This is a genomic window from Algibacter sp. AS12, from assembly GCF_046736315.1.
Classification (GTDB): domain Bacteria; phylum Bacteroidota; class Bacteroidia; order Flavobacteriales; family Flavobacteriaceae; genus Algibacter_B; species Algibacter_B amylolyticus.
Genome location: NZ_CP151841.1, coordinates 2222497 through 2238969, shown reverse-complemented (window position 1 = coordinate 2238969; position 16473 = coordinate 2222497). Strand labels below are relative to the sequence as shown.

Below are 16473 nucleotides of genomic sequence, written 5' to 3'. Positions count from 1 at the left end.
CATGATTTTAACACTACTTTTTGTAACCCTGATTTACCTGATTTTAATAGGTAGTTTTATTATTGGGTTTAATAAAGTATCTACGTTTATTTTAGAAGACTTGCGTGCTAAAACCAAATTCTCAATAGTTATTCCGTTTAGAAATGAGGCAAAACATTTACCCGAATTATTACAATCTGTACTCGCATTAAACTACCCAAAACATCTTTTCGAAATTATTTTTGTTGATGACGACTCTAACGACAATTCGGTTACCATCATCCAAAACACCCTAAATTCTGCACAAACACCTATAAACTCTAAGATTCACTTTCAACTCATTTCCAACACTAAAAAATCGAATTCCCCTAAAAAAACAGCCATTACTTCAGCCATAAAAATAGCCAAACACCCTTGGATTATTACTACCGATGCCGACTGCCAACTGCCTAAATTTTGGCTAGATAGTTTCGATGAGTATATCCAAAAACATAACGCGGTTTGTATTGCTGCACCTGTAACATATACAATTACTAGCACCTTTTTAAGCAACTTCCAAACGCTAGATATTTTAAGTTTACAAGGTGCTACCATTGGTGGTTTTGGCTTAAAAAAACGGTTTATGTGTAATGGCGCTAATTTTGCTTATAAAAAAGCAACTTTCAATGCCGTAAATGGCTTTAATGGCAATACTAAAATAGCCAGTGGCGACGATATTTTCCTGCTAGAAAAAATAGCAAAAGCACAGCCCAACCAAGTACATTACATAAAATGCGAAAAGGCAATTGTAAAAACGCATGCACAACCCAACTGGACACTTTTAATAGCACAACGTATTCGTTGGGCTGCAAAAACAAGTGCCTATAGTAATGTATTTGGAAAACTAACGGGCTTAGTTGTTTTACTAACAAATGCCTTAATACTTATTGGCTTAATACTCGCCATTATTGGTGTAATTAACTTTAAAAGTTTGTTTTACATGGGGTTTATAAAGTTTAATATCGATTTTTATTTACTGTATATAACCGCGTCGTTTTTCAGGCAAAAAGCTATTTTAAAAAGTTATATATTAGGGTTTTTAGTCTATCCCTTATTTAGCGTTTATGTGGCTTGTATCTCCATGTTTTCTCGCTATACTTGGAAAGACAGACAGTTTAAAAAATAAATTTAGTAGCTTTAATTTCTATGAACATCTTTAATAAAACCTCCAATCCGGCATTTACCAATTACTTTTTTGGTGCCAAAAACACATCTGGCAAAACCATGTCGGTTAGTGGTATTTTTATTAAATCCATGCTATCCATCGCAATTATTGTTATTATTTCCATTGGCATGTGGAAACTTCACAGCAACGGTCAATCCATTAAGTGGTACTCCATAGGCGGCATGCTCGCAGCCATTGTAATAAGTATTATTATTTCGGTGCGCCAACATTGGGCACACGTTTTAGTTCCCCTTTACGCCATAGCCAAAGGCTTTTTTTTAGGTGCCGCAACGGTATACGCACATGCACAATTTCCAAATTTACCATACCAAGCCATAGGCATAACCGTGGTAGCATTTATCGTTATGCTACTGCTTTATCAAACCCGCATTATTGTAGTAACAAAAAAATTACGAAGCGTTATTATTACAGCCGTAACCAGCATTTTTATAATTTATTTAATATCTTGGATACTAGGCTTTTTTGGTATTAAAGTATTTATTTGGGGCATTTCTTGGCCAGCCATAATTTTCAATATTCTAGCAGCCGTTTTCGCGTCTCTTTCGCTCCTACTCGATTTCGATTATATAGAGCGCCACAAAAACAAATCGCCAAAACACAAAGAGTGGCTAGCCACATGGGGCCTACTTGTAACCTTAGTTTGGCTGTATATGGAAGTATTAAGACTCATGCGAAAACTAGCCATTAAGTTTTAATTTGGGCGTTACCACAAGGGTCGGGCTTTTCATTACAAGTCCTCACACTTCCTCCGTCAGGCTGTGGGCTATCCATTTCAATCCCTAACGCAGCAATCCGCCAAGGCCATTCTAAAACAAAAATTTAGTGATAATCAAAAAAGCCGTTGCAAAAACTAATTTACATGCATAACTATAGGCAATTTAAACTCTGTAGTAACCTGTTGTCCGCGCTTAATAGCCGGAAATATTTTAGGCAAAACATCAAGACTTTGGTTTAATAGTTTTTTTATATTCGGAATTTCATAATAGGTAAGCGAATCAATCTTAGCCTCTAACAAGCTTAAATTACCAGTATTAGACACCTGAAAATTCAACATTAGCGTATCATTAATATCCTGGGTCACTACAATACGCTCTTCTTGCAAGTAGTTAGTAATATGCTGTGTAATTGTTGTTTGAAAACACAAGGTTCTATCTGCCTTAGAGCTAGACGAATCGCATACCGAAAAACTTGGGTACTCATCAACATCTTTCCAATTAAAAGTTTCCAACTCCTCTTTAAGAATAGCTTCAGAAGATGTTTTCTTCACATTAAAATACTCGCACGATGTGAGCGATAAAATGACTATTAAAACCAATAATTTCCTCATGTATTTTATCTGAAACCGAAAAATACAATTTTTTTAGGTTTTTTATAATCTAAAAAAGAAAAACCGAAGCCTTAACTTCGGTTTTTCTTTAAGTACTAAGCTTTTACTATTCGGCTATAGCAAATATAATAGGTAAAGAATAAGGTACATTAACCTGCTTCCCTTTATGTTCTCCTGGTTTAAATCTAGGTAGCGTTTTAACAACGCGTATAGCTTCTTTTTCTAGTTCGGGATGTGCCGATCTAGAACGCACACCAACAACATCTCCATCAATACTTATTTTAAAAATAACATTAATACGTTGTTTTCCTTTTAAATTAAGGCTATCGGCTAGCTTAGTATTGAAGTTTTTATTAATATGCATAGCAATGTTTTTCGACATACATTTTTTTTGCTCCTCTACTGTTAAATCTTCGCAACCTGGAAAAACAGGAACTTGGTCTATAATACCAAAAGGAACATCTAAATGTTTTATAATATCGGCAAAAAATGGATCTTCAAATCCGTTATCACTTGTAAAAACAAGTAACTTTTTTATTTCTATGTCTTCGTTTTCATTGATATTACCTTGTACTTGAATTTCCTCAAAAACCTCTACTATTTTTTTAGTTAATTCGGTTTGCGAGCCTTTAGAGGTGTAATCTTGAATGTCATTTACCAAAGCTTGATTAAAGCCTTCGCCTTTAACTACATCTAGAAGCAGTTTAAGTCCTCTTTCTTCTACTTCGTTTACATCTCCTTGTATTTCAATTTGATGCTTTAAGGCTTTTACTTTAGTAATTAATGGTGTTTTCTGCTGTATCACCTCATTACTGTTATCACTTATTGTGGTAGCGGGATTAGTTTCCATACACGACGTATAAACTAACATAGCTACTAGCATAGGTATTAACAAGGCATACTTAAATAACTTGACCTGTTTTGATTTCGATTTTTGTAACATAATGATTCGTTTTTTGATTCTTAACTACTTGTGCATCGGCAATATATTCGTGCAACGACATGATTCTGTTTTGGTACATATAGATTAGTGGATTAAACCAAAAAACAACGCGTAAGAGGTCAAAAAACAATAAATCCAATGTGTGTTTTTGCTTTACGTGTACCATTTCGTGTTTTAAAATGGCATCTCGATCATTTATTTTAATTTGTTCTCCTAAAAAAATATAATTAAAAAAGGAAAACGCCATACTGCTTTTTGATAAACTAACAATATATACATAGCCTAACTTCTCTTTAGGGTTTTTAAAAAGTAACAAGAGTAACTTTACTAATTTAAACGCAAATAAAAGTGTAGCGATTCCTGCTCCTAAATAAAAAATAAGTTCCCAAGACCAAAACGGCTTATTTTCTAAAGTAATTCCGGGTAATAATATAGGGTATATAGCGTCTTGATTTGCGTTTCCAATAAAAACTTCGGGTAAATTCATAACATAATCCTGCGAAATAATATGCTTGAAACCACTCACTTTTATAAAAGGAATTACTAATGATAGTAATGCCGTTAATAATAAATATGTTCTGTTCCAGTTAAAAAAAGTTTCCTCTTTTAAAAACACATCGTAAATGATTAAAAAGAATAACTGAAAAGCTATGGTTTGAATAATATAGTGTAACATACTACGAATCTTTTTTATTAATTTCTTTTAACACAGACTCTAGGTCCTTAATATTCATATCATTTTTCTTAACAAAAAACGACACCATACTTTTAAATGAGCCTTGAAAATAATTATCAACCAATTTGTTTATGGATTGATTACTATAGTCTTGCTTTTCTAACAATGGAAAATACACATGCCCCTTTCCTTCTTTTTCATAATCGACAAAACCTTTACTCTCAAGGATCCTAACAATAGTAGATACTGTATTGTAGGCTGGTTTAGGTTCTTCAAACTCTTCTATAATGGCTTTTACATTGGCTTTTTTTAGTTGCCAAAGTATTTGCATAATATCCTCTTCTGCCTTGGTAAGTTGTTTCATAATTAATAACAATATTTATATTCAACTAAGTTCTTAGTTTAACAAACATAACTAAAAACTTAGTTCAAACTAATTTTTTAGTTGAATAAGTGTAACATTTGGCACGATTTTTAGTCTAATTACTATATAACTTAAACATTTTTATGGATATTTTTTTACTTATTATTGCTGCATTACTTATGTTTTTAGGTATTATTGGAAGCTTTTTACCTATTTTACCAGGACCATTAACTAGTTGGATTGGACTTTTGGTACTTTACTTTACCGAGGCTATTCCTGTGGATAAAACCTTTTTAATTATAACCTTTGCTATAGCTGTATTTATTTGGATTTTAGATTATATTATACCTGCTATTGGCACAAAACGCTTTGGTGGCACCAAATATGGCATGATAGGCACCACAATTGGTTTAATTGTTGGTTTAATAGCTCCTATTCCTGGAGGAATTATAATTGGTCCTTTTTTAGGCGCACTAATAGGCGAGCTTATTAATAAAAGTGATGGAAAAACAGCGACAAAAGCGGCCTTTGGATCGTTTATAGGCTTTTTAACCTCAACCTTTATAAAGTTTGTAGTCGCTATAATTTACCTCGGGTTATTTATTGGGATTCTTTGGGATTACCGATATGCCTTATTTCAGGCTTAAACAGAAGAAACCCTGTGGGTCTCTCACCTCCACAGGGTTTATGTAAATTGCTATTATCAACAAAAAATTGAGGGTATTCTTTAATTTTTCTGAAGTGTTGATATACAAATATACTCAGAACTATCGTGTTTGGATTACGGGTTTCCCGTAATTGTTTTACGGGCAACGGGTAAAACCTAGTAATATCAACAGTTTCGAGAGTAAAAAAAAATCAACTTTTATTAAAAAAAAATTGATTTTTATCTTCTCAGTGGTATATTTCTTAAATAAAACCCTTTTTTCTGGCTTCATCTAGCAGAGTTTCATCTTGACCGTCGCGAACTTCAAAAATTTCTCTAAGCTGCTTTTTTCTTTTTTCTATAGCACTTAACGAAATATCTAAATGTGTTGCTAAATTTTTAGTTTTTATGCCTTGTGAGAGCAAATGTAGAATTTTTCGATTCTTATCATCTATAACAATATCTGTAGCAATTGTTTTTCGAATATGGCTATTTACCGTGCCACTATAAAATGGTGGATTATATAAAACGGCTTGAAAAGCGCTAGCCAATTCTCTTGATGTTAAATCACTTTTAATTAAAAAGCCTTCTGGATCTATGGTTTTAATAATATTATGAATTCTAAACGATTCATTAAACATAGTTAAAACAATAATTTTGGCATTTGGCAATACCTTTCTTGCATATTCGGCTAAATCTTCACCAGAACTCATTGAGCCATCGATAGAAGGCGGCAAACTAATATCTACAAACAAAACATCATATGGGCGTTCTGCCTCAAGAGATTTATCCATAAACTTAACGGCTTCATCACAATTATTAGCAATATCGATGGATAATTCTTGATTATCTTTTTTGGTGAATTGTAACGTGTTTTGATACCCTTCAATAATCATTGGGTGATCGTCAATCATTAAAATTTTAATTTTTTCGGTCATAGTTAGGTTTGGAGTATTGGCGCCTCAATGGTTACTTGGGTTCCTATATTTTTTTTAGACGTAATGTTTATGGTTCCATTTAATTCTTTAATCCTAGAGTTCATGTTTTTTAAACCAATACCTGATTTTGCTCGGTTAATATCAAAACCAGATCCATTATCCTTGATCGTTAAGCAAATTACATTATTTTTTAATTTAAAGCTAATTTCTACCTCACTTGCTTTAGCATGCTTATAAATATTATGAAGTGTTTCTTGAATAATTCTATATATATGAATTTTCATTTTGTTACCCACCAAGTCCCATGTAATATCATCATCATGAGTTAATTTATAGTCGAGATTATAGTTCAGGGTTTGCGTTTCAATTAAGGTTTTAATAATGTCTGAAAAACCAGAGCCGGAAACAAAATCGGTGTTTAATTCATGAGACACTTTTCTAATATCATCCTCAATTATTTTAAGCTCATCAATATACTGTTCTCTTGTTTTTATGGCTTCTTCACTACTACTCATATTTAAGCTATCTAAGCTTAACCTAGTACCAAACAATCGCCCTAAAACACCATCATGTAGCTCTTGAGAAATTCGTTTCTTTTCTAAATCTCTTGCTTCCTCTACACCTTCATTTTGAGATAACATGAGGTTATAAATTTCTTCATTGGCTTCTTGTTGTTTTTGTTTAAACTGCAATTCTACATTCTTATTTCTTTGAGCAATAACAAGATACAGTAAAAACGATGCTAAAACAATGATAATTGATATGATAAAAAGCCACATGCGCTCTTTAGCAATTTGAATATTTTGTTGCTCAATTTTATTAGTTTCGTACCTAATTCTGGCAAATTTATCGCGATTTAACCTTTCACTACGTTCCAAACTGTCACTTAGCGTTATATAATCTTTTAAGAATTTATTAGACAAAGCACCTGTTTCAATTTCTGAAATTAATAAAAGGGACTTTAATAAATCATCATTATTGTAAGCCTCAGAAATACCTTTTGCTTTATAAGCATAATATTTAGCTGAATCTTTTTGATTAAAATCGTTATAATACTCCGCTAAATGCTGAAGAATAATGATGGAGTTATACGAATCATCAACACTATCGCAAATTTTTAGAGCTTTTAGATATAGCCCTGGAAGCTCCTTTAAATTTTTAGAAAGATAGAGTGTATTGGCATAATTCCCTAAGGCTAAAATATGAACATCTGAATAATTGTTTATTAATTTAGTATTCGATAAAATTTTCCGATAGCCTTTAAGTGCTAATTCATATTGCTTAGCGTTTTTATAGGTAAATGCAATATTGTTTTTAGACAGCCCTATACTTCTTTCAAAATTGCCTTCTAAATCCTGTTTTAACTCTAAGGCTCTTTTATGATATTTTATAGATTCTTCATAAAGACCGAGTTCATTAAAAACAATACCTAAATTATTATTAATATAGGCTTTGTATTTTTTTACGTCGTTAGTTTCACTTAAACCTTCTAATAAGGTTAGTGCTTCAATAGATGTAGATTCACTACCAGTATAATCCTTATCGTAAGTTTGGCAAACGGCAATACCAAAAAGGGTAGCAGCTGTTTCAAATTTATAATTATATTTTCTGAATATTTTTTCGGCCTTATAGAAATATAAGTATGCACTATCACTTAATATATACCTCCTGTAAAGCTCACCTATTTTGTAATTCTGTTTTGCTGTAAAAATAGAATCCCTTCCCTTACTCTCTAATAGCGTTAATTTTAAGGAATCAATTTTTTTAGAAGTCAACTCGTTTTGAGCTTGCATTCCTAGAAAACAACATAGTAAAAGAGAATATCGTATTAAATTTTTCAATTAAAAATGGGTACATTTAGTCTATTTCCAAATGTATTTATAATTTTTCGATTTTTCCCAATTAGATTTATGGTATAAAAAAATCCCATACAAAATAAATTATATGGGACTTATTTTATATTAAGATTATTACTTAATCTTGACCTTGACCTCCAGTATGAGGAACAGGTTGTTCTGTATCAGGTAATACTTGTAAATCATCTTCTGTTAAATCTTGTTTGGTACAAGAAGATAAAAATGTAAAAAAAAGTGCTGTAATTAATGTAATTTTTAGGGTTTTCATATATTCAAATTTTAAGGTTACAAGGTTATATCTATTTAAAAAAATAGCATTTCCAACAAAAATTTCTTAAAAATTTTTGTTAAAATTAAATCGAATACATACAATGCAAAACGATTCTGTAAATTAATTTACTGAGGGAAATGACTTAAAAAGTCAACATGGATTAATTCTTCTTAATTGAACTTAGGGAAATACGGATCGCTCAACTAAGGGATGCGAAAATATATTAAGACAAATATTTTTGCCTAGTTTTTTTGAAAAAAAGTGAAATATTCGATGAAATGCACGATTTTTTATCGATGAAATACATAAAAATCCGTCATATAGGTATTCAGCTACAACGTAGAATTGTTTTTAATCAAGCTTGTTTTTATGATTTTTGTCTTCATATCCTTTTCTACTCCTGTATTTTGCATACGATTTATGAGTAATTCGGCTGCATGTGTACCTATTACTTTTGCATGCTGCCTGATGGTCGTTAATCGAGGAATTGTATGATTTGAGTCCGATTTACTCGCAAAAGCGATTACAGAAATATCTTTTGGAACCCTCAATCCTAAATTAACAGCCGTATTAAGTGCAATGATTCCAGAAGAACTATCGGCAGCTATTACACCTTCAATATTCTTATTTTTCTTGTAAAAGGATTTGATTTTTTTAGCCGTATCGTCTTTCTTCTTGATTTTTAAAACCAAGGCTTCCAACTTCCCAGTCTCTAAAATAGCCTTATTATAACCGCGTTCTCTTAACTTACCAACACTTATATCATTAATATTACTTATAAAAACAATTTTCTTTCTGCCTTCTTCTATTAAGCTTTTCGTAGCATTATAAGTGGCATCAAAATCATCAACTATAACTTTATCGCACATTACATCGTGTGCAACCCTATCAAACATTACAATTGGCAAGCCTTGTTTAATAGTATTCTTAAAATGGTCTACCTCATTATTCATTTGCGACTCTTGAGACACAGATAATATAAAGCCATCAACACTTCCATTAGCCAAAAATTGTAAACTCTCTTTTTCTTTTGCTAACGATTCGTTGGATATGCATGTTATAATATTATAACCATGTTTGGAAGCTTCTCTTTCAATACCAAAAAGCACTTTAGCCAAAAATCGATTAAGGATATTTGGAATAATAACACCAATGGTTTTAGTTTTATTATTTTTTAAACTTAAAGCAACCTTATTAGGTCTATAGTTATACAAGTTGGCTAGTTCTTTAACGCGTCTTACTGTTTCTTCACCAATTTCCTCGCTATTATTTAAAGCCTTAGAAACTGTTGATATAGATACATTTAATTCTTTTGCCAGCTGTTTTAGTGTAACCATATAATTTATTAAGATAAAATAGCAATTTACAAAATTAGTACTTGTAAACCGTTCAAGTAAAAATAAGTTTTAAATATATTCATTTTTAAAATACAACCCACATAATACGCTATACATTTTTAAATATCCGTATTAAAATTCTAATTATTAGCTTAGTTTTGCCAAAATATTACAAGTAAAAAACGGACTATATTTCACTAAATTAATTACAATAAACACATGCAAACAAGAATTTTGACGCTTTTAATCCTTTTCTTTTTTACAACCCAATTAATACATAGTCAAATTACAGGAAAAATTATCGATGCCGAAAGCAACGAACCTCTAGAATATGCAACAGCTGCCCTATATAACCTTGATGGCAACCTAATTACTGGTGTAATAACAAATATTGATGGGGTTTTTAACTTAGAAAACATAAAAACTGGACGCTACATTATTGATGCCTCTTTTATGGGATACACCTCCTTAAAAACGGATACTATAAAGGTTAACAAAAAAGGACAAGTCATAAATCTAGGGACTCTAAAACTAACTCTAGGGAGCCAATTAAACGAAGTTCTTATAAAGGCCGAACGATCTGCCGTGGTGCATAAAATTGACCGTCAAGTTTTCGATGCTAAAACCTATCAAAATAGCGAAGGCGGTAATGCTGTTGATGTTATAAAAAATTTACCATCGGTAACCGTTGATGGCCAAGGCGAAATAAGTGTTCGTGGCAGTAAAGGGTTTACAGTATTGGTTAACGGAAAACCAACACAAGGCGATGCTAGTGCGATTTTAGCACAATTACCAGCAAATGCTTTAGAAACTATAGAACTTATTACAGCACCATCAGCAAAATATGATCCAGAAGGTAAAGGAGGTATTTTAAATATTAAAACAAAAAAAGGAGCCATTAATGGTACTTTTGCCCAAGTAAACCTGCGAGGTGGATTACCTTCAATAGAACCATACAATACAAAAGTTCCTGCACAACGTTATGGAATAGATGCTACTATAAATAAACGTAGCGATAAATGGAACTTCTCTTTAGGTGCTAGCTACCAACGAAACGATAAAACCGGACGTCGCGAAGGCGAAATGTTTATTGTTAACCAACCGGAAAATAAAACTACTTTTTTGCCATCGGATGGCGAACGTAGCTTTGATGATATTAGCTATAACGGGCGCTTAAACTTAGATTTCACACCCAACGAAAACAATGAATTTTCATTTGGCCTATTTGCCGGTAAACATACAAAAGAGCGTCTTGCAGATATTGTGTATTACGACAATCATGCAGTTTCACCTATTGGAAGCGATAATAGATTATATACTTTTAAGTATTACAACCATAACTTAAGAGTTAGAAAAGGTGATTTTGCTTTAGGTAGTTTAGACTATGCACACAAATTTAGCAACGACTCTAAATTATCAACGTCTTTTTTATATGAATACACCTTTTTGGGAGGACCAACAGAAAATGATAACTTAGGACATCCTGATAATAGCATTATATACCAACAAGAATACAACACAAACGATAATCCGTTATATGGTACACGTTTTAATCTTGATTACCAATGGAAACCTTTTTCTTTTGGAACTCTTGAAACAGGCTATCAATACAGAGATATAGACCATACAGGTGAGTTTGTTTATGAGCGCGACGGCAATTTAGTAACAGAGTTTTCTAGCGATATAGAATTAAAACGTAAAATACATTCGGGTTATGCGCAATTAACCGCTAAAAAAGACAGTTGGGATTATGCTGCTGGTGTACGTTTAGAGTCTATGGATAGAACTTATACCGAAGCCTTAAAAAGCGAAACAACACCCAATGTTTACAAATACGACTTTGTAAAATTATTCCCTTCTGCCTCTTTACAATACACGGTAAACAATAAAACAAAAATTAAAGCCGCTTACAGTAAAAGAGTAGAACGCACAACCACTTTAAAGATGAATAGCTTTGCGGAGCGTGAACATTCTGAAGTATTTGAACAAGGCGATAAAACCTTATTACCAGAATTTATAGATTTAGCCGAAGTTGGCATTACAAAAAAAATAGAAGGAGGTAATTCCATTTATGCTACAGCTTATTTTAGACATGTAGATAACGTAATTAATCGTGTAAACACTTTAGCATATGAAGATTCAGGAGAAGTTATTGATAGCATAATAAACCGTGTATACTCTAACGTAGGGAAAAGTAACGCTATTGGATTAGAGTTTGGAGCAACACTTAAACCAACAAAAAACTGGACTAATAATATTGGCGTAAACATTTATAATTATGCTATTGATGGTGTACTAAATTTTAACCACAGAGATGGCGTTGAGCGAACTTACAATATAGATAGCAAATCGACTATTTACTCTTTAAATTTAAACTCTACCTATTCCTTTTGGGATAATGCCTCAGTACAGTTTACCTTCAATTATCTATCTGATAGAAATACCGCTATGGGCGAAGATTCAAGATTTTACTCACCAAATCTAACGTTCAAAAAAACATTTATGGACAACCGTTTATCGGCGACCTTACAATGGCAGAATATAGACATGGGAATACTTAACACTAACGAACAACGTATAACCACCTCTAGGCCTAATCAATTTTACACAACTACCAATTATGTTTACGAAGTCGATATGGTTACTTTAAACCTATCTTACACATTTAATACGGTAAAAAATAAATCTAAATTTATAGATAGTGAATTTGGTAAGCGCGAATTTTAAAGAATACATACTATTATAAAGCAAAAAAGAGCCACAATTTCTTGTTAGCCCTCTTTTATTGATTAATAGCATTTATTAGACACTACTGTTTTTAGAAAGTCACACTTTTTTTTTATTAAATTGACATTTAATGTTAGATGCTCGATCGTAGTAATAATTATTCATGGTTTTAAGTTTTAAAAAACAAAGACCAGCATTATTCTTAGCTACAAATAACACACGCATTATCAAACCATAACGCTTCAAATAAAATAGATAGAGATTCAGATTAAGCCATAAAGACTTATTTTAATTTCAACATAACCCAGCATGAAAAAAAATATATTGAGCGACTTTTAATTTAAAAAAAAGATAAAGTTTTGACTTGAAAATTAAATAGTTAAACAATTCACTTAAAACACCGCTAAAATGTTTGAATATATCGCTAAAAAACACTTAATTGCATGTTAAGCAACTACAATTCTTACGACACAAGCAACAAGAAGCATTATGAAGCACGTATTTTAAATGAAATTCAAATCATTAAACATTAATTTACTTTTAACTAGAACACCATACAAGGAACTCAGTAAAGCAGACCAACTTACTTTTATAACTTACAGCATTGGCCTTTTAACAGGTCTTTTAATTTACATATTGAATGCTATCCTGCACTACGAAACGCCTAAAAGTGTTGCTATATTTGTGGTTGGCTTATTCTTTATAGCCGCTCAATTATACTTCAATTTTAAAAAGCAATTTTTATCAAGCGTTATATTTATTACCTGTGCAAGCGCCACAACCCTCTACTTGTGTTATAATGTAGGACTAACAACATCCTATTTTATGTATAGTTATGTGTTACTATGCGCCATCCCATTTTTAAATAAAAGAAATAAAAACTACTTACAAAACAGTATTATACTAGCCTTAATCGTTTTATTATTTACTATTTTAATTATTGTTTTTTCACCACAATACAACACCGAAAATTTAGCCGTAGAACATGCTAATAATAAACTTTTTACAAACTCTATTTTAAGCTTTACTCTATTTATAATTTTTTCATTTATTTTGGTAGTAGTGTCTTCCAATGTCATTTTAGCTTTAATTAAGGCTAAAAAAAATGCAGAAATTCAAATGGATAAAAAAACTCGTGTCCTATCTAATTTAGGCCATGAATTACGAACCCAGTTAAGTAGCGTTCATGGTATAACACAATTAATACTAGATCAAAATAAAAAAAACGAGCTGGACGCTGATACGTTTTCAGAACATACCGAAACCCTAGAGCTTAGCAGTAAACAAATGCTTTTCTTGGTAAATGATATTTTAGACATTCATAAAATTGAGTCTGGAAACTTCACGCTAAATAGCAAACCTGAAAATTTAAATAATCTACTTAATAAAGTTGTAACCCCATTTAAAAATAAAGCCTTAGAAAAAAAATTAGTTTTCGAATTTTCAATCGATCCTGTATTAAAAAACTTTTATGTGAATACAGATGCATCAAGGCTTACCCAAGTACTTCAAAACCTAATTTCTAATGCCATTAAATACACCGATAAAGGTTACGTGAAATTCTCTGCAAAAATAGAGTTGCAAACCATAGATTTTGCTGCCGTACAATTTTCTGTTAAAGATTCTGGTATTGGCATAGCTAAAGAAAATCTTAGAAAGGTATTCCATAGTTTTCATCAAATTCGAGATAAAAACTCTTTAAATATTGGTGGCACAGGCTTAGGTTTGGCCATTTCGAAAACAATAATTGAGAAAATGAATTCTCAAATAAACGTTATTAGTTCACCAAAAGAAGGCAGTGATTTTTATTTTGTTTTAAAACTGAATAAAGTCCTGGCTTTAAATGAAACTGAAAATCAAATTAGCAATACCCAAATAACAACTTCTATTCTTAAAGGAAAAAAAATACTTATTGCTGAAGACAATAAAATTAGCATGCTCTATGCCTCTAAGTTATTAGAAAATAATGGAGCTAAAGTTCTTAAAGCGTACAATGGAATAGAAGCTGTGCAGATTGCTAAAGAGCACCCTGACTTATCCATTATACTTATGGATTTAGAAATGCCAGGAATGAATGGGTTTACAGCCGTAAAACATATTAAAAAATTGGATGAAAAATTTAAAATCATTGCGTTTACGGCAAATATTCCAGACGACAACTTAATAGAAAAAATCAATGCCCTAAATTTTGATGGTATACTAGCAAAACCATTTAAAAACGAAGACATGTTTTTAATTTTACATGAGCATCTCTCTAAATGAAAATAATTTTAAAACATACCAATAACTCGCATAATAAAGAGGAAAAATATATAGATGTTTTTACGTTTGCTATCCACATTTTAGCCATAGTTTTGGCTTTAGTTAACTTGGTGTTCAACTACTACCTGGAGCTTACAGCTTCTATATTTTTTGATACCTTCATAATAATATGCGTTACTTTATCCATAGTCATCTACTTTAAATATAAAAAATACGCACTAGGCGCTTATATTTCAATTTTAGGATTAGCCCTTGGCATTTCTGCTGCTTTGTATTTTGAAGGCCGTTTGTCTTTTAATTTTCTATATTATTTTGCCATTATACTCTCGGTACCATTTTTAATAAAACGGAATAAAAACTTCACAAAGCACAATTATATTTTATTTATACTAGTAACCACAATTGCTGGCATTACTATATTAATGACACCAACATATCCAATATACCAAAATTTAGGACCAGATGGTATCTACACCAAAATGATTATGAACTCTATAATTAGTGTAGTAACTGCAGCAATGTTTATGGTGTTTTCAGTTTATGTAGGTCGAAATTATTTCACTTCGTTTTTAATAGATAAAAAAATTGCCGAAAGGGAAAAAGACAAACGTATAGTTGCACTAACAAGTTTAGGACACGAATTAAGAACTCAAATAACTAGTATTAATGGTATTACACAGCTTATAACCGAACAAAAAAACGAAGCCAAACCTAATAAGGAATTAATCGATCAATACGCTACCATCTTAAATACCTGTAACGAGCAGATGCTTAATTTGGTTAACGATGTTTTAGATATCCATAAAATTGAATCTGGCAAATTCGAACTTCTAGAAAAACCCGAAAACCTAAACCTTATTTTAAACAATATATCTAATCAATTTAAGCCATTAGCTGAAAAGAAAGGGATTACTTTTAAAAAGGAAATAGACAATAATATTGTCAATATTAATTTAATTTTCGATGAATTAAGACTTGCTCAAATATTAAAAAACCTACTAAGTAATGCAATTAAATATACAGAGAAAGGAACCGTTAAATTAAGAGCACATATTACCAACGAAACAGAAACAGAAGCCTCTATTTTGTTTAAAGTTGAAGACACCGGAATTGGTGTTTTAAAAGAAAATTATTCGAAAATATTTGAAAGCTTTCAACAAATAAAAAGTGAAACAACCGATATTTATGGCGGTACAGGTTTGGGCTTATCCTTAACCAAAACTATTTTAAGAAAAATGCAATCCTTCATCAAAATTGAAAACAATGGAGATCAAGGTAGTATTTTTTCGTTTCAAATAAACTTCAATAAAATCTCTGAAGAAAACACAGCACAAAACATCGAATTAATATTAAGCGACAAAAACTGTTTACTGCAAAAAAATATTTTAATAGCAGACGATAATAAAGTTACCCTACTATACGCAAATACCTTACTAAAAACTTATAGAGCAAACACCTTTTTAGCTAACAACGGTCTTGAAGCCATAGCACAAGCAAAAAAGCATAACAACCTAGATATTGTTCTTTTAGATTTAGAAATGCCCGAACTAAACGGCTTAGAAGCCATTGGCAAATTAAAATTACTAAATCCAGAATTAACTATTATTGCTTTCACAGCTAACATGCCTAGTGAAGAATTAATTATTAAACTTAAGGCACATGGATTCGATGATTTTATTACTAAACCCTTTAAAAAGGAAGAGCTAATTAAAACCGTTTACGTAAACTGTCAAGCCTAACACAAGCATCTTTTAATTTAAAAACCTCCTTAAAACAAAAAAGCACCCCATTTTCTTCACAGAAAAAAGGCAGGAACTGCAAAACTCATCACTTCCAATGTTGTGTTAACATGTTTTCTTTCCTTTTATAAAGATAAAATCCCTATAGTGTGTTTATAATAAAGATAGTCGGAATAGGTAGTT

At 31.5% G+C, this 16473-nt stretch carries 14 protein-coding genes; 6 read left to right on the top strand and 8 right to left on the bottom strand.

Annotated features, from left to right (window positions below):
* Position 1 precedes the first annotated feature (1 nt).
* Together AAFN75_RS09295 and AAFN75_RS09290 are read left to right on the top strand one after the other, a co-directional pair.
* Positions 2–1144 (top strand): glycosyltransferase, encoded by a 1143-nt coding sequence (locus tag AAFN75_RS09295; RefSeq protein ID WP_411806086.1) that lies wholly within the window; start codon positions 2–4, stop codon positions 1142–1144.
* Between the two features lie 20 nt (positions 1145–1164).
* Positions 1165–1899 (top strand): Bax inhibitor-1/YccA family membrane protein, encoded by a 735-nt coding sequence (locus AAFN75_RS09290; RefSeq protein ID WP_411806085.1) that lies wholly within the window; start codon positions 1165–1167, stop codon positions 1897–1899.
* 155 nt (positions 1900–2054) lie between these two features.
* Here AAFN75_RS09290 and AAFN75_RS09285 read toward each other — a convergent pair whose 3' ends face one another.
* The 4 genes from AAFN75_RS09285 to AAFN75_RS09270 form a co-directional block, all read right to left on the bottom strand.
* Positions 2055–2531, bottom strand: a complete 477-nt coding sequence (locus AAFN75_RS09285) for a hypothetical protein (protein WP_411806084.1) — start codon at positions 2529–2531, stop codon at positions 2055–2057.
* 106 nt (positions 2532–2637) lie between these two features.
* A complete protein-coding gene (locus AAFN75_RS09280) occupies positions 2638–3474 on the bottom strand; it encodes an energy transducer TonB (protein WP_411806083.1) in 837 nt (278 codons plus the stop codon).
* Positions 3434–4150 carry a M56 family metallopeptidase gene (locus AAFN75_RS09275; protein WP_411806082.1) on the bottom strand — a complete coding sequence of 239 codons (717 nt, stop codon included), beginning with the start codon at positions 4148–4150 and terminating at the stop codon, positions 3434–3436. Before AAFN75_RS09275 ends, AAFN75_RS09280 begins: the two co-directional genes overlap by 41 nt.
* Before the next feature lies 1 nt (position 4151).
* On the bottom strand, positions 4152–4514 hold the full coding sequence (locus AAFN75_RS09270) for a BlaI/MecI/CopY family transcriptional regulator (RefSeq protein WP_411806081.1): 363 nt from the start codon (positions 4512–4514) through the stop codon (positions 4152–4154).
* A gap of 143 nt (positions 4515–4657) precedes the next feature.
* On the opposite strand from AAFN75_RS09270, the gene AAFN75_RS09265 reads away from it, so the two are divergent.
* Positions 4658–5161: a DUF456 domain-containing protein gene (locus tag AAFN75_RS09265; RefSeq protein ID WP_411806080.1), complete on the top strand. Its 504-nt coding sequence runs from the start codon at positions 4658–4660 to the stop codon at positions 5159–5161.
* A gap of 262 nt (positions 5162–5423) precedes the next feature.
* On the opposite strand, the gene AAFN75_RS09260 is transcribed toward AAFN75_RS09265, so the two are convergent.
* From AAFN75_RS09260 to AAFN75_RS09245, 4 genes are all read right to left on the bottom strand, one after another.
* Positions 5424–6098 carry a response regulator gene (locus tag AAFN75_RS09260; RefSeq protein ID WP_411806079.1) on the bottom strand — a complete coding sequence of 225 codons (675 nt, stop codon included), beginning with the start codon at positions 6096–6098 and terminating at the stop codon, positions 5424–5426.
* 2 nt (positions 6099–6100) lie between these two features.
* The gene (locus AAFN75_RS09255) at positions 6101–7939 is read right to left on the bottom strand and encodes a tetratricopeptide repeat protein (RefSeq protein ID WP_411806078.1); all 1839 of its coding nucleotides are present in this window, start codon (positions 7937–7939) and stop codon (positions 6101–6103) included.
* A gap of 133 nt (positions 7940–8072) precedes the next feature.
* Complete coding sequence (locus AAFN75_RS09250; RefSeq protein ID WP_411806077.1) at positions 8073–8222, bottom strand: hypothetical protein; 150 nt, start codon at positions 8220–8222, stop codon at positions 8073–8075.
* 335 nt (positions 8223–8557) lie between these two features.
* On the bottom strand, positions 8558–9562 hold the full coding sequence (locus AAFN75_RS09245; protein WP_411806076.1) for a LacI family DNA-binding transcriptional regulator: 1005 nt from the start codon (positions 9560–9562) through the stop codon (positions 8558–8560).
* 219 nt (positions 9563–9781) lie between these two features.
* Between AAFN75_RS09245 and AAFN75_RS09240 the strand changes: the two genes are divergently transcribed.
* The 3 genes from AAFN75_RS09240 (at position 9782) to AAFN75_RS09230 (ending at position 16290) form a co-directional block, all read left to right on the top strand.
* Positions 9782–12289 carry an outer membrane beta-barrel protein gene (locus tag AAFN75_RS09240; protein WP_411806075.1) on the top strand — a complete coding sequence of 836 codons (2508 nt, stop codon included), beginning with the start codon at positions 9782–9784 and terminating at the stop codon, positions 12287–12289.
* A gap of 507 nt (positions 12290–12796) precedes the next feature.
* A complete protein-coding gene (locus AAFN75_RS09235) occupies positions 12797–14551 on the top strand; it encodes an ATP-binding protein (RefSeq protein ID WP_411806074.1) in 1755 nt (584 codons plus the stop codon).
* The gene (locus tag AAFN75_RS09230) at positions 14548–16290 is read left to right on the top strand and encodes a hybrid sensor histidine kinase/response regulator (RefSeq protein ID WP_411806073.1); all 1743 of its coding nucleotides are present in this window, start codon (positions 14548–14550) and stop codon (positions 16288–16290) included. Before AAFN75_RS09235 ends, AAFN75_RS09230 begins: the two co-directional genes overlap by 4 nt.
* The last annotated feature ends 183 nt before the right edge of the window (positions 16291–16473 follow it).

What these genes read in the sequence shown, in the direction of transcription:
- AAFN75_RS09295 (WP_411806086.1), top strand. Translation starts at nt 2, where the DNA reads ATGATTTTAACACTACTTTTTGTAACCCTGATTTACCTGATTTTAATA.
- AAFN75_RS09290 (WP_411806085.1), top strand. Translation starts at nt 1,165, where the DNA reads ATGAACATCTTTAATAAAACCTCCAATCCGGCATTTACCAATTACTTT.
- AAFN75_RS09285 (WP_411806084.1), bottom strand. Translation starts at nt 2,531, where the DNA reads ATGAGGAAATTATTGGTTTTAATAGTCATTTTATCGCTCACATCGTGC.
- AAFN75_RS09280 (WP_411806083.1), bottom strand. Translation starts at nt 3,474, where the DNA reads ATGTTACAAAAATCGAAATCAAAACAGGTCAAGTTATTTAAGTATGCC.
- AAFN75_RS09275 (WP_411806082.1), bottom strand. Translation starts at nt 4,150, where the DNA reads ATGTTACACTATATTATTCAAACCATAGCTTTTCAGTTATTCTTTTTA.
- AAFN75_RS09270 (WP_411806081.1), bottom strand. Translation starts at nt 4,514, where the DNA reads ATGAAACAACTTACCAAGGCAGAAGAGGATATTATGCAAATACTTTGG.
- AAFN75_RS09265 (WP_411806080.1), top strand. Translation starts at nt 4,658, where the DNA reads ATGGATATTTTTTTACTTATTATTGCTGCATTACTTATGTTTTTAGGT.
- AAFN75_RS09260 (WP_411806079.1), bottom strand. Translation starts at nt 6,098, where the DNA reads ATGACCGAAAAAATTAAAATTTTAATGATTGACGATCACCCAATGATT.
- AAFN75_RS09250 (WP_411806077.1), bottom strand. Translation starts at nt 8,222, where the DNA reads ATGAAAACCCTAAAAATTACATTAATTACAGCACTTTTTTTTACATTT.
- AAFN75_RS09245 (WP_411806076.1), bottom strand. Translation starts at nt 9,562, where the DNA reads ATGGTTACACTAAAACAGCTGGCAAAAGAATTAAATGTATCTATATCA.
- AAFN75_RS09240 (WP_411806075.1), top strand. Translation starts at nt 9,782, where the DNA reads ATGCAAACAAGAATTTTGACGCTTTTAATCCTTTTCTTTTTTACAACC.
- AAFN75_RS09235 (WP_411806074.1), top strand. Translation starts at nt 12,797, where the DNA reads ATGAAATTCAAATCATTAAACATTAATTTACTTTTAACTAGAACACCA.
- AAFN75_RS09230 (WP_411806073.1), top strand. Translation starts at nt 14,548, where the DNA reads ATGAAAATAATTTTAAAACATACCAATAACTCGCATAATAAAGAGGAA.